Genomic DNA, 12,909 nt, shown 5'->3' on the forward strand with positions numbered 1-12,909 from the left:
AATGACCTGTTCGGCCTTGCTTAGCAAATGAGAATGGATTGCATTAACATGCGCCCCTCATGATCCCTGCCACCACGGCGCAAGCTGCCCGGACCCGCCCATGAAAAAGGACCGCACCCTTCCTGCTTCTTCCCCCGGCGGCGCCGTTCAAATGCCCACGCCCATGCTCAGCCTGTCGGCAGGCCGGCTGCGCTTTGACCGCACGCAGTGGTTCAGCGAGAGCGAGCAGGCCGGGGTCAAGCTCGTGCTGGTGCTGTCCGGCAGCATCAGCTACCAGCTGGAACGCTCGGCGCCCGTGCGGCTGTGCGGTCCCTCCGTACATCTGCGCCTGCGCGATGCACCCCATGACGTGCTGCATGGCATGGAGCAGGGCTCGGATCTGGAGTACGTGTCGGCCAGCCTGCCCATGTCGGGCCTGGCGTCCAGCCTGGGCCTGACGCCGCAGGGGCTGGCCGATGCGATGGAGGCAGGCGCTCCTGGAGATTCCGGTGCATCCGGCGCCTGCGGCTCGCTCATCCGCGATGCCCAGGCCAGTGCCGCCCAGCGCGCGGTGGCGCAGCAGATCCTGCACTGTCCGCTGCAGGGCGCGGCGCGCCAGCTCTATCTGGCGGGCAAGGGGCTGGAGCTGCTGGCCCTGTGCATGCCCCGGCCCGGGGAAGAAGACCTGTCCGGGCGCGGACGCCAGCAACTGGAGCGTGCGGCGCAGCTGCTGCGCGAGCGCCTGGATGATCCACCGGGCCTGCGCGCTCTGGCGCGTGAGGTGGGGCTTAACGTGAACAAGCTCACCCAGGGCTTTCGCCAGTGCTTTGGCTGCACGGTGGCCGAATGGCTGCAGGCCCAGCGCATGGCGCGCGCCTACGAGCTGCTGGCCTCTGCGCGGATGGATGTGGCCCAGGCGGCCGCGCTCAGCGGCTACAGCCCCTCGCATTTCAGCAAGGTCTTCCAGCGCCACCATGGCGTGCTGCCCAGCGCCTTGCGGCGCGGATAGTCTCCATCCCAGGTCAGGCTCCGCTGCCGCTTTGCAGCGCTGCAATCGTGCCGTGATTTTGCCGTGATCGTGCCGGGATCGCGGCAGGCCGTGACGCAATCGCGCATGGACGCTGCCCACGTCTTTCAGAATTTGGATGAGATTGGTTCTCATTTGAAATTCGGGAGGAGTGATGGATTCATCGTCAATGAAGGCGGCGCGGCCCCTGGTGTTGCGCCCCTTGCCGCTGGCCCTGTGCCTGGCCTTTGCCACGGGCGGATCGGCCCGGCTGCATGCCGAGACGCAGGCGGTTGATGCAGGCAGCGCGCCTGAAACAGCCGCACTGCCAGGGATCACGGTCCGCGCCAGCGCAGTCACCGGCACGGGCGTGGACAAGCTGGGCCAGAGCCTGCAGGAAATCGCCCAGTCGGTCACGGTGATCGGGCAGGAGCGCATGCGCGAACAAAACCTCTACAGCCTGGACGACGTGATGCAGAACGCCCCCGGTGTCACCGTGCAGCCCTTCCAGCTGCTGACCACGGGCTACTACCAGCGCGGCTTCAAGATCGATTCGTTCCAGCAGGACGGCGTGCCCATTCTCATGGGCAACACGGCCAGCCCGCGCATGGACATGGCCATGTACGAGCGCGTGGAGATCGTGCGCGGCGCCGCAGGCCTGCTGCATGGCACGGGCAACCCTGCCGCCACGGTCAACCTCGTGCCCAAGCGGCCCACGCGGGAGTTTGCCGGCAGCGCGGGGCTGACCCTGGGCAGCTGGGGCCGGCGTCGCGCCGAGGCCGATGTCGGCGGCCCGCTCAATGCCTCGGGCAGCCTGCGTGCCCGCGTGGTGGCCACGCAGGAGGAGCGTGACTTCTTCTACGACGTGGCTGGCGAGCGCACCGGCAATCTCTACGCCATTGCCGAGCTGGACCTGGCGCCCGGCGCCACGGTGCACGCCGGGGTGCACCATCAGCGCATACGCTCCACCACCAACATGGCGGGCGTGCCTTTCTATGCAGACGGCCGCGATGTGGGCCTGCCGCGCAGCACCTATCTGGACGCGGCCTGGGACCGCTTCGACTGGAACACCACGCGCAGCTTTGCCGGCGTCGAGCATGTCTGGAGCAACGGGTGGCAGGCCAAGCTCAACCTCAATCACCTCTCCGGCGATTCCGAGCTGCTCTATGCCGGGGCCAACGGCGCTGTCAATCCCGCCACGGGCCTGGGCGGGCGCCTCACGGGTGCGGCCTACCGCTTCGACGACAGCCAGACCAGTGTGGATGCCTTTGCCAGCGGCCCGGTGCAGCTGTGGGGCCGCACGCACGAGCTGCTGGCCGGCTTCAACCACCAGCGCACGCGCAGCACGCAATGGGCCGCCTCCATCCTCAATCTGCCGCAAAGCCCGGTCGATGTCTGGAACTGGAATCCGCACGGCGTGCCGCTGCCCCTGGTCGGCAGCTACGCAACGCGCGGCCCCACCGAGACGCGGCAAAGCGGCCTGTACGGCATGGCGCGGCTGCAGCTGGCCGACCCCTTGAAGCTGGTGCTGGGCGGGCGTTTCACGCGCTGGGAGCAAGAGACGGGCGGCGCAGGCGGAGCCGCCAGCCGCGTGCGCACGCGCATGGGCACGCAGTTCACCCCCTATGCAGGCCTGGTGTACGCACTCGGCCCGCAGTGGAACGCCTATGCCAGCCATGCGCGCATCCTCCAGCCGCAGAGCAGCTACACCTATGCCGGTGAACTGCTGGACCCGGTACAGGGCAACAACCTGGAGGCCGGCATCAAGGGCGCACTGCTGGGCGGCCGCCTGAACCTGGGCCTGGCGCTGTTCGAGATCCGGCAGAAGAACCGTGCCCAGGCCGATCCGGCCCATCCCTGCGTGGGCAATGCCTGCTGGTACATCGCCACCGGCGAGGTGCGCAGCCGAGGGCTGGAGGCCGAGATCGAAGGCCAGCCCCACCGCGACTTGCGCCTGAGCGCCTCCTACACCTGGAACCGCACGCAGTACCTGCAGGACGCGCAGAACCAGGGCCTGCCCTTCGCCAGCTTCACGCCGCGCCACATCCTGCGCCTGTGGGCCAGCTACCAGGTGCCGGTGGCAGAGCGCCGCTTCAGCATCGGCCTGGGCCTGCGCGCGCAAAGCGACTTCTACAACCAGGCGCAGGGCGTGACGCTGCGGCAGGGCGGCTACGCGCTGGCCAGCCTGCGCCTGGGCTGGCGCATCAACCGCCAGCTCACGGCGGCCCTGCAGGTGGACAACCTGACGGACCGCCGCTACTACCAGAGCCTGTCCGGCACGGGCTGGAACAACCGCTATGGCGAGCCGCGCAGCGCCACGCTCAGCCTGCGCGCCGAGTTCTGAGAACCCGCTTCACCATCGATGGAACACACCATGGACAAGAACGCCCATTCCCTCATCGCCCGGCCGCTGGCGCAGGCCAGCCACCTCATCGGCCTGTGCGCCCCTTCGCAGGTGCGCGTGCTGGGCCCGCACGAAAAGCTGGACCCGGCCAGCGACTGGATCATTGGCATCAAGCCTTTCAGCGACGGTGCCTCGCTGCATGACGGGCACTGGGAGCGCCATCCCGTCGGCGACGAAGTGCTGTGCCTGCTGGACGGCGAAGTGCGTGTGCTGCTGCGCCCGCAGCGGCGCGGGGAGGAGGCTCCGGTTCTGGAACTCTCGGCAGGCCAGATGCTGGTGGTGCCGCGCGGCTGCTGGCACCGGCTGGAAGCGGTGCAGCCGGGCCGCCTGATGTTCATCACGCCCGCGCGTGGCAGCGAGCACGAGAAGGTGCAGCCATGAGCCCGCCCCTGCACGATGCGGACAGCGCCCCTGCGATGTCGCAGCCGGACCTGCACACCTGGCTGATGGTCGCCGGCCTGTACCTGACCCAGGGCATGCCCCTGGGCCTGGCCATGGACGCCGTGCCCACACTGCTGCGCAGCGAGGGCGCCCAGCTGGGGGCGTTGGCCTTCCTGCCCCTGGTGGGCCTGCCCTGGGTGCTGAAATTCCTGTGGGCCACACGCGTGGACAACCGGTGGTCGGCCCGCCTGGGGCGCCGTCGCAGCTGGATCCTGCCCATGCAGGCCCTGGTGCTGCTGTGTCTGGCGGCATCGGCTGCGCTGGGCATCACGCTGCAGACGGCGCCGGCCATCGTGGCGCTGGCGGCCCTGGGTTCCCTGGCCAGTGCCACGCAGGACATTGCCACGGACGGGCTGGTGGCCGAGCATTTCAGGGGCCGTGGTCTGGCTGGCGCCAATGCGCTGCAGGTGGGCGGCACCATGGTGGGCTTCTTTGTGGGCGGGGCCGGCAGCATGGTGCTGGCGGGCTTGCTGGGACAGCGTCTGGCGCTGGCGGCCCTGTGCCTGCCCGTGGCCTTCAGCCTGCTGCTGGTGGCGCTGTGGCGTGAGCCGGCTGCGCTGCAGGGCCTGCGCAGCCGGCCGGGCGTTCGCCGGTCGCCAGCCCGTCTCAAGGCCTTTGTGCAGCGCTCCGGCGCCTGGCCGCTGGTGGCTGCAGCCGTGCTGTCGTCCATCACGGCCGTCAGCGGCTTTGGCCTGGCCAAGCTGTTTCTCGTGGATGCAGGCTGGCCGGTCGAGGCCGTGGGGCGCGTGGGCATGGCGGGCGGTGCGGTGACCGTGCTGTTGGGCTGTGGCGGTGGTGCCTGGCTGGTGGCACGGCTGGGCGCCAGGCCGGCGCTGGCCTGCGGGCTGGCGGCCTGCGCCGCCTCGGCGCTGGGCTGGATGGCCCTGGCCGCAGGCCTGCTGCCGCTGGACATGGGCACTGCCTTTGCTGCCCAGGCGCTGGGGGCGTTTGGAACGGGTGCATCTTCGGTGGCCGTGATGACGCTGGCCATGCGCTTTGCCGGTGCCGGCCCGCAGGCCGGCACCGACATGACAGCCGTGCAAAGCGCCCGCGACACGGGGGAGATTCTGGCCTCCACCCTGGTGACATCGCTGGCGGCGGCCGTAGGCTACGGCGGTGGCTTTGCTGCTGGATTGCTGGCTGCGGCGGTGACGCTGGCCGTCTGCTGGCGCATGCTGGGGCGCCAGGGTGGAGCGCAAAGCATCGTTGCCGATGCCAGCGCCGATCCGGTGGCGAAGTCCTCCTAGAAATCCGCCTTCAGGCTCACCGTCAGATTGCGTGGCTCGCCCCACCAGCCCTGGTTGTAGAAGCCGATCTGGCTGTAGTACTGGCGGTCCAGCAGGTTGTTGAGCTGCACGCTGGCGGACCAGGTGGGGTCGATGCGGTAGTGGGCCGAGAGGTTGACCACCAGGTAGCTGCCCTGGCCGACCTGCACGCTCTGGCGCAGCGGGTTGGCCACGTTCTGCCAGATGCGGCTTTGCCAGCGCAGGTTGCCGCCCAGGCTCAGGCCCTGCAGCGCACCCTCGAAGCTGCGCATGGCCGTGAGCTTGACCAGGCTGCGCGGGTGCGTGGTGTTGAAGGCGGCGCCGCTGGCGCTGCGTGCCGTGTAGTGCGTGTAGCTGGCGCCCATGCGCCAGCCCCGAGCCGGCTCGCCGCTGAGTTCCAGATCGATGCCGCGCACCTGCGCGCCCTTGACTCCCCGGTAGGCCTTCTGGTCCGTGGTGCCGTCGATGAATTCGCCCGTGTCCTGCGCCAGGTTGTCCTGGCGGGTCTGGAACAGCGCGGCAGAACCCTGCAGCCGGTCCTGCAGCCAGGAGCCCTTGAGGCCCAGCTCGAAGGCCTGGCCGGTGACGGGGTCCAGGATGCTGCCTTGCTTGTCGCGGTAGTTCTGGGGCGTGAAGATTTCCGTGTAGCTCAGGTAGGCCGTGTGCCGGGCATCGATGTCCCACAGCAGGCCGGCGTAGGGCGTGATTTCGTTGCTGTAGCGGTAGTCGCGCAGGCTGCCGAAGTAGTTCTGGCGCGTGGACCAGCGGCTCAGGCGGGCGCCGGCCACTGCCGTCCAGCCATCGGCCAGCGAGAAACGCCCCACGGCATAGCCGCCGCTTTGGCGCATGCGGCTGTCGTCGCCGCCGTTGGAGACGTCGGACCAGCCCGGCTCGGCCAGGCTGCCGTTGCGCCAGTCGAGGAAGTTGTCCGTGGCAGGCGGCGTGCCCAGCGGTGCGTAGCGGCGGATGTCGATGTCGTCGCGCACATGGTTCCAACCCACGGCAATCTCGTGCTGGCGCCCGAACAGCGCGACCGGGCCGCTGGCCGTGAGGTGCAGGCTGTCGCGCGAGCGGTCGCCCCGGTATTTGATGAAGGAGTTGGCCATGCCCAGGCCGGTGCTGGCGTCCGGCGCGCCGCCCCGGTAGACGTAGCGCATGTCGTAGTTGCCTTCGTTGCGGCTGTAGGCGGCGCGCAGCAGCCAGCGGTTGTCCAGGCGGTGCGTCAGGTCCAGCGTGGCCGTGGTGTTCTCGGTGCCGAAATGCGACCAGCGCGTGTTGTTGGACACCGAGCGGTCGAAGTCCGTGCGGCTGCCGTCCGCATAGAACAGCGGAAAGCCGGCGCCCATACCGGGGCTGGTGTTTTCCTGGTATTCGAGGCTGGTCACGAGCCGCGTGGCGGGCGTCAGGGCCGCGCTGACCACGGCGTACAGGCCCTGCCTGCGCTGGCCGAAGTGGCTGACGTAGCTGTCGCTGTCCGATTGCACGGCCACGACGCGGCCATGCACGCGGCCTTCGCGGTCCAGTGGCAGGGACAGATCGGCCTCGGCGCGGCGCAGGTTCCAGCGGCCCAGCGTCAGCGATGCATGGCCGCCCGCCGTCTCGCGCGGCTGCTTGCGCACGAAGTTCACCGTGGCCGACGGATCGCCCGAGCCATTGAGCAGGCCCGTGGCGCCGCGCACGATCTCCACGCGGTCGTAGAAGGCGGTGTCCATGTCGGTGGCGCCGAAGTTCCACAGGCTGTTGATGGGCGAGGCCAGCCCGTCGAACTGGAAGTTGCTGATGCCAAAGCCGCGCGACGAGAACTGGTAGCGGTTGCTGTCGCTGCGGCTGACCGACAGGCCGGGCGCGGAGGCCTCCAGCGTCTGCGAGACCGTGAGCTGGCCTGCATCGTCCATGAGCTGGCGCGTGATCACGCTGACCGACTGCGGTGTCTCGCGCGCCGACAGCTGCAGGCCCGTGGCCGTGCCTGTGGCGCCGCTGGTATAGCGCGCCGTGCCTTCGGTGATGCCCGCATCGGCGGCGGCGCGCACGGTGACGGTGCCCAGTTCGGTGTCGCCTTTCCTGGCAGGGGGTCTGTCCTCGTCGGCGGCCCAGACTGCTGGCGCAGGGGCTGCGCAAAGGGCACAGATCAGCAGGGACAGCGGGGTCCGCGCGCCTTGGGGGTGTCGCGGGGCGGGGTTTTGAATGCGAATGCTCATCATTTCCATGGTCCTGGGCGTGAGCCCGGATTGTGGGAAATGTGAGCCGCCGCCGCCTGTTCCCGGCGACGCCAGTCCTATGGTTTGCGACGCAGGCTGCCTTGGCTGGGTGCGTGGCCGAAGCGCTGGCGAAAGGCCGTGGCGAAATTGCTGGCGTGCTGAAAGCCCACGCAGTCGGCCGCTTCCTGCACGCTCCAGCCCTGTGCCAGCCGTTCGCGCGCCAATTGCATGCGGCGCTCGCGCAGCCAGCCGAACACGGTCTGGCCGTAGGCGGCCTGGAATTTCTCGCGCAGCGTGGTCGGGCTCATGCAGGCCAGGCGCGCCAGGTCGTCCAGGCTGTGCGCCTGGCCCGGCGCTGCATCCATGCACTCGCGCACGCGCTCCAGGCCGCGCCTGTCCCGGGGATGGATGCGCGGCGAGGGCGCAGGCCGCGGCTGCGCATGTGCCTGCAGCGCGCAGGCCAGCACCTGCAGCGCAATGCCTTCGCGGTGCAGCCGGGCCAGGCTGCCGCTCCAGACACCATCGAGCAGCTGGCGCAGCGACACCGCCAGATGCTCGGGCAGCGACCAGGCATGCAGCGGCGGGCTGGACTGCCGCAGGGCATGGTGCAGCAGCTCGGCCAGTTCGGCATCGGCGCAGGCCTCGGGTGCCTCGATGGACAGGTTGAAGCCGCGCACCGTCTGGCCTGCCGCATGGGTGGCTTTGAGCACCTCGGTGTCGCCGCAGGAGAATGCCGCTGCGGCATGGCGCGTCACGCTCAGGGCCTTGCGGGCGCCGGGCAGCTGCAGCTCGGCCTGGCCGTCCAGCAGGACCACGGCGGTGAAGCGCCGTGGATGCTCGGATGTGGATTCATAGCCATGGTTGATGCGGATGTCGGAGCTGACCAGCTGCAGGCCCGAAGGCAGTTGGTGCTCCTGCACCTGGCCTTCGAAGATGCAATCGTTTTCGGAGACGGTGGAGAGAAAGCGCACGCTGAAACCGTGGCGCTGGCGCATGGCGTCGAGCTGTGCCGTGGTGTAGCGCTGGGAAGGGGCGGGCATGGGCGGAGGCGGAAAGGCGGTGGCAGGAAGCGCTCGCTGCAGTGAACGCTTCTCATTATCGCTGCAGGCTTGCTTCGGCCCTGCGGCGGCCACGCCCTGTGGCGTCCAGCCCGCAGATGCGCAGGCTCAGGGCAGGGCGCAGACAAAGCTGGCCGCATCCTCCACATTGCCCGTGCCGGCGGCTGCGCCCTCGAACCTGTACCTGGCAATCTTCGGATACGGGCACAGCGGGCGCGTGCGCTGCGGAAAGTCCGCGCTGGACGGCAGGGCCCTGGCGGCGATGGTGTCCGGGGCGATGCCTTTCTCCACCCAGTCGACCATGGCCTGTATGGAGTCGAAGCTGTCCGTGGCCGGGCCGCCCGAGCAATGGTTCATGCCCGGTACGAGGAAGGTACGCGCAAAGTCCTGCGTGGCCTGCATGCCTCCGTTGTTGGCAGCCAGGCGCTCGTAGTAGTCCAGCGTGTCCAGCGCCGAGAAGATGGGGTCGGACATGCCGTGGATGAAGAGCATCTTGCCGCCGTGCTGCCGGAAGGCCGTGAGCCGGTCATCCCGGTAGGTGTCATAGATGGCCGAGTAGGCCTGCATGCGCGCCGGGTCGGTGTCGAAGTTGAAGGCCAGCGGGTTGAAGCCCAGGTCTGGCGGAGTGAGGAATTCGTTGACCAGCGCATCCACGATCAGCGTGATGTAGCGCGAATCCGGCGTGGCGGTGGTGGAGCTGCCCAGTGTCCAGGTGCGCCAGCCCGGCGCTGCCAGGCCCGGATCCCACGGCTGGCCCGCATACAGTGCCTGGCCTGCCGAGTTGCGCGGCCCGGCAAACACGTTTCTGAGCGCGTTCACCTGTCCGCTGCTCAGGCAACTGCCGGTCTTGGCGCCGCCGCACTGCAGCATGCCGGGGTCGAAATGGCAGGCCTTGACGTGGTTCACCATGCCATCGGCCACGCCGTCGGCCGCATCGCAGGAGGCGGTCACGGCCTTGGCCACCAGGTTCAGGTCCTCGTTGCTGAAGGCCCGGGAGAGGATGCGCCGGCCGCTGCTGTCGGCCGGCGCGATGGCATCGAACTCGATGGTGTTCCACATCGCGGCCACCGTGGCGCCGCTCGATACCCGCATGGCAGGGGCACCGGCCGTGATGGCGTCGAAGTAGTCGGGAAAGCGCTGCGAGAACACCATGCCCTGCCGCCCGCCACCCGAGCAGCCTGAAAAATAGGAGTGCTCAGGCGTGCGCCCGTAGCGCGTGGAGATCAGCGATTTGGCCGCCACGGCGGTCTTGTCGTAGGCGTTGTAGGCGTGGTCCAGCCGGGCCTGAGGGTCGGCACCGAAGCTGGCCGTGGTGCCGGTGTGGCCCGCGTCGGTGGAGACCACCGCAAAGCCCTGGCCCAAGGGCGAAGGCGTTGCGCCTGAGATGCTGGAGCTCAGCGAGGTGTCGCGCAGGATGCCGTCGTTGCCACCGCCACCTATGAAGAGAAACCGGCCGTTCCATTGGTCCGGCAGGCTGAGCTGGAACCCGATGGCGTAGTTCTTGCCGTCCACGCCCACGCGCGGGTTGATGGCGCCGGTGACTACGCAGTGCCCGGGCAGCAGCGCGCCGGTGCTGGCGCCGCCCGGCCTGCGGGTGTCGGGCGGCACATAGCTGGTGGACAGCCGGGTGGCCGCAAGGCCTGCCCTGTCAGGCAGGTCGGCGCAGGCGGCCGCCGGCGTTGCGGCATCGGCCAAAGTGGGGCTGCTGCCACCGCCGCAGCCCGCCATGAGCAGGGATGCGGCAAAGACGGCCGTGGATGGAAAAACGCGCCGCAAGGCGCGTGGGGCGTGGTCTGTTCGCATGGCTTGTGTCTCCTGTCGCCCGAGCGTAAGACCAGGGACGGAGGGGCCATGTCATCTCAGAGGATGACGGGACAACCCGGCGTGGGCGCGCGCTGCCCCGCGCCCGGCTTCAGAGTTTGCGCAGCCGCTCCAACGCCGCGCGCAGCGTGCTGTCTTGCTTGGCAAAGCAAAAGCGCACCACGCGCTGGTCGAAGCCGTCGCCATAGAAGGCCGACAGCGGGATGGCCGCCACGCCATGCTCTCGGACCAGCCACTGGCAGAACGCGGCTTCGTCCAGGTCCGACACGGCCGAGATGTCGGCGCAGACGAAGTAGGTCCCCGCCGTGGGCAGCAGGCGCAGGCGCGAGCCTTCCAGGCCCTGGCAGAACAGGTCGCGCTTGGCCTGGTAGAAGGCGGGCAGCTGCAGGTAGGGCGCAGGGTCGGCCATGTAGCTGGCCAGGCCCGCCTGCATGGGCGTGTTGACGGTGAAGACGTTGAACTGGTGGACCTTGCGGAACTCGGCCGTGAGCGCGGCCGGCGCGGCGACGGTGCCCACCTTCCAGCCCGTGACATGGTAGGTCTTGCCGAAGCTGGAGACGATGAAGGCGCGCGCCGCCAGGCCTGCAAAGCGCGCGGCGCTCTGGTGCTGGCGGCCGTCGTAGACCATGTGCTCGTAGACCTCGTCGCTGATCAGCAGCACGTCGGTGGGCGCCAGCAGCTCCTGCAGCTGCAGCATCTCCGCATCGCTCCAGATGGTGGCGCTGGGGTTGTGCGGGCTGTTGATGATCAAAAGCCGTGTGCGCGGCGTGATGGCGGCGGCAATTTTGGCGAAGTCGGGCTTGAAGCTGCCCGGCGTCAGCGGCACGCGCACGGGCACGCCGCCGGCCAGCTCGATATTGGGCACGTAGCTGTCGTAGCAGGGGTCGAGCACGATGACCTCATCGCCCGCATGCACGGTGGCCAGGATGGCGGTGAGGATGGCCTGCGTGGCGCCGGCCGTGACCGTGATCTCGGTGGCCGCGTCGTAGCGGCGACCGTACAGCGCCTCCATCTTGTCGGCCATGGCCTGGCGCAGCTGCGGCAGGCCGGGCATGGGCGGGTACTGGTTGTGGCCGGCCTGCATGGCGGCCGTGACGGCATCGACCAGCCTGGGGTCGCAGCCGAAGTCGGGGAAGCCCTGGCCCAGGTTCACCGCCTGGTGCTCGGCGGCCAGCGCCGACATGGTGGTGAAGATGGTCGTGCCCACATGGGGCAGGCGGCTGGGGAAGGCGGGCGTGCGGGGCGTGGCAGAGGTCATGGCGGAGGCAGCGGAAAACGGGAACGGGCCCGCACTGCGGGCCCGGTGGGGCGGAGGATCAGAGTTCGTAGTCGTGCACGTGGCCGCTCATGGCGCGCATGATCAGGTCGCGCGTCAGGCGGTCGCTGAGCAGTTCTGCGAAGCGGTAGACGAAGTTGCGCAGATAGGCGCCGCGCTTGATGGCCACGCGCGCCACGCTCTGGCCGAACAGATGGCCCATGGGGCGCACCACGAGGTCGTTGACCGGATCGTCGCGCATGGCCATCTCGGCCACGATGCCGATGCCCAGGCCCAGGCGCACATAGGTCTTGATCACGTCGGAGTCAATGGCCTCCAGCACGATGCGCGGACGCAGCCGGCGCGTGGCGAAGGCCTGGTCGATCTTGCCGCGCCCGGTGAACGAGGGGTGGTAGGTGATCAGCGACTCATGGGCGATGTCGTCCAGCGTGATGCGCTCTTTCTGCGCCAGCGGATGGCCCGTGGGCATGACCAGCACATGCTGCCATTCGTAGCAGGGCAGGGTGACGAGATCGGGGTAGTCGGCCAGGGACTCGGTGGCCATGCCGATGTCGGCGATTTCGTCGATGACCATGCGCGCCACCTCGGCCGGCGTGGCCTGGTGCAGGCTGATGGTGACCTTGGGATACAGGTCGCGCAGCCGTGCCACGGCGGGCGGCAGCACGTAGCGGGCCTGGGTGTGGGTGGTGGCAATCGACAGCGTGCCGCTGTCCTGGGCGCTGTACTGCTCGCCGATGCGCTTGAGGTTGCCGATCTCGCGCATGATGAGTTCGATGCTCTTGAGCACCTCCAGGCCGGGCTCGGTGATGCGCTTGAGGCGCTTGCCGTGGCGCGCGAAGATGTCGATGCCCAGCTCCTCCTCCAGCTCGATGATGGCCTTGGAGACGCCGGGCTGCGAGGTGTGCAGGGCCTTGGCCGCCTCGGTGAGGTTGAGGTTGCGGCGCGCCGCTTCTTGGACGAATCGGAATTGGTGCAGGTTCATGGCGGTGACAGCTGGGTGCAGCGCGCCATTATGCTGCATTTATATAAAGAAGCGATTCGTTATTTCAGCTTCCTGAACTGCCGGAAGGCTCCATGGCCGCCAACGCCAGCTCTGCCAGCAGGGCCGTGACACGCGGATGCTCGCCCACGGCAGGCTCCAGTTCCACGGCCACCTGTGGGTGGGTGTCGCGGATCTCCTGCACCAGCTTGGGGATGTCCTCGCGCGCATGCTTGCCCGTGCCCAGGAACAGGGGCAGCACGGTGATGCGCGTGGCGCCCGCCTCGACCAGCCCGCGCGCGGCGGTGAGCAGGTCGGGCGCACAGGCTTCCAGGTAGGCGCATGCAGCCAGGCCGTGGGGCCGCGTTTGCCGGACGGCGCCGAGCACGGCCTCGATGGGCTGGCGCCACAGGGCGTCGCGGGAGCCGTGGGCCAGCAGGATCAGGCCGGCACTGCCGGCCGCTGTTGTGTCGTTTTGCATG

General features: G+C 69.0%; 10 protein-coding genes. 4 read left to right on the top strand and 6 right to left on the bottom strand.

Features of this window, described 5'->3' with window-relative positions:
• Nucleotides 1–100 precede the first annotated feature (100 nt).
• The 4 genes from BO996_RS16200 to BO996_RS16215 all read left to right on the top strand — a co-directional run bounded on the left by BO996_RS16200 (nucleotide 101) and on the right by BO996_RS16215 (nucleotide 5,077).
• The gene (locus BO996_RS16200) at nucleotides 101–988 is read left to right on the top strand and encodes a helix-turn-helix domain-containing protein (RefSeq protein ID WP_013802631.1); all 888 of its coding nucleotides are present in this window, start codon (nucleotides 101–103) and stop codon (nucleotides 986–988) included.
• A 172-nt stretch (nucleotides 989–1,160) separates the two neighbouring features.
• Nucleotides 1,161–3,329: a TonB-dependent siderophore receptor gene (locus tag BO996_RS16205; protein WP_071955620.1), complete on the top strand. Its 2,169-nt coding sequence runs from the start codon at nucleotides 1,161–1,163 to the stop codon at nucleotides 3,327–3,329.
• A gap of 30 nt (nucleotides 3,330–3,359) precedes the next feature.
• Entirely contained in the window at nucleotides 3,360–3,770 is a 411-nt protein-coding gene (locus BO996_RS16210) for a cupin domain-containing protein (protein WP_013802629.1), read from the top strand.
• Between the two features lie 35 nt (nucleotides 3,771–3,805).
• On the top strand, nucleotides 3,806–5,077 hold the full coding sequence (locus BO996_RS16215; protein WP_071955622.1) for a RhtX/FptX family siderophore transporter: 1,272 nt from the start codon (nucleotides 3,806–3,808) through the stop codon (nucleotides 5,075–5,077).
• Here BO996_RS16215 and fauA read toward each other — a convergent pair.
• The 6 genes from fauA to BO996_RS16245 form a co-directional block, all read right to left on the bottom strand.
• Entirely contained in the window at nucleotides 5,074–7,293 is a 2,220-nt protein-coding gene (gene fauA, locus BO996_RS16220; RefSeq protein ID WP_232240336.1) for a TonB-dependent alcaligin siderophore receptor FauA, read from the bottom strand. The two genes, BO996_RS16215 and fauA, sit on opposite strands and share 4 nt — an antisense overlap.
• Nucleotides 7,294–7,370: 77 nt before the next feature.
• Complete coding sequence (locus tag BO996_RS16225) at nucleotides 7,371–8,333, bottom strand: helix-turn-helix transcriptional regulator (protein WP_071955625.1); 963 nt, start codon at nucleotides 8,331–8,333, stop codon at nucleotides 7,371–7,373.
• A gap of 126 nt (nucleotides 8,334–8,459) precedes the next feature.
• Nucleotides 8,460–10,154 (bottom strand): tannase/feruloyl esterase family alpha/beta hydrolase, encoded by a 1,695-nt coding sequence (locus BO996_RS16230; RefSeq protein ID WP_071955627.1) that lies wholly within the window; start codon nucleotides 10,152–10,154, stop codon nucleotides 8,460–8,462.
• Nucleotides 10,155–10,263: 109 nt separating this feature from the next.
• On the bottom strand, nucleotides 10,264–11,430 hold the full coding sequence (locus BO996_RS16235) for a pyridoxal phosphate-dependent aminotransferase (RefSeq protein WP_071955629.1): 1,167 nt from the start codon (nucleotides 11,428–11,430) through the stop codon (nucleotides 10,264–10,266).
• A 58-nt stretch (nucleotides 11,431–11,488) separates the two neighbouring features.
• A complete protein-coding gene (locus BO996_RS16240) occupies nucleotides 11,489–12,430 on the bottom strand; it encodes a CysB family HTH-type transcriptional regulator (protein WP_034398475.1) in 942 nt (313 codons plus the stop codon).
• Nucleotides 12,431–12,494: 64 nt separating this feature from the next.
• Nucleotides 12,495–12,908, bottom strand: a complete 414-nt coding sequence (locus BO996_RS16245; RefSeq protein ID WP_071955632.1) for a sirohydrochlorin chelatase — start codon at nucleotides 12,906–12,908, stop codon at nucleotides 12,495–12,497.
• Nucleotide 12,909: the final 1 nt, after the last annotated feature.

This window comes from Delftia sp. HK171, from assembly GCF_001886655.1.
Lineage (GTDB): Bacteria > Pseudomonadota > Gammaproteobacteria > Burkholderiales > Burkholderiaceae_C > Comamonas > Comamonas acidovorans.

Excerpts from the sequence above, each read along its gene's own strand:
- BO996_RS16200 (WP_013802631.1), top strand. The coding sequence starts at position 101 with ATGAAAAAGGACCGCACCCTTCCTGCTTCTTCCCCCGGCGGCGCCGTT.
- BO996_RS16205 (WP_071955620.1), top strand. The coding sequence starts at position 1,161 with ATGGATTCATCGTCAATGAAGGCGGCGCGGCCCCTGGTGTTGCGCCCC.
- BO996_RS16240 (WP_034398475.1), bottom strand. The coding sequence starts at position 12,430 with ATGAACCTGCACCAATTCCGATTCGTCCAAGAAGCGGCGCGCCGCAAC.
- BO996_RS16210 (WP_013802629.1), top strand. The coding sequence starts at position 3,360 with ATGGACAAGAACGCCCATTCCCTCATCGCCCGGCCGCTGGCGCAGGCC.
- BO996_RS16215 (WP_071955622.1), top strand. The coding sequence starts at position 3,806 with ATGTCGCAGCCGGACCTGCACACCTGGCTGATGGTCGCCGGCCTGTAC.
- BO996_RS16225 (WP_071955625.1), bottom strand. The coding sequence starts at position 8,333 with ATGCCCGCCCCTTCCCAGCGCTACACCACGGCACAGCTCGACGCCATG.
- BO996_RS16245 (WP_071955632.1), bottom strand. The coding sequence starts at position 12,908 with ATGCAAAACGACACAACAGCGGCCGGCAGTGCCGGCCTGATCCTGCTG.
- fauA (WP_232240336.1), bottom strand. The coding sequence starts at position 7,293 with ATGAGCATTCGCATTCAAAACCCCGCCCCGCGACACCCCCAAGGCGCG.
- BO996_RS16230 (WP_071955627.1), bottom strand. The coding sequence starts at position 10,154 with ATGCGAACAGACCACGCCCCACGCGCCTTGCGGCGCGTTTTTCCATCC.
- BO996_RS16235 (WP_071955629.1), bottom strand. The coding sequence starts at position 11,430 with ATGACCTCTGCCACGCCCCGCACGCCCGCCTTCCCCAGCCGCCTGCCC.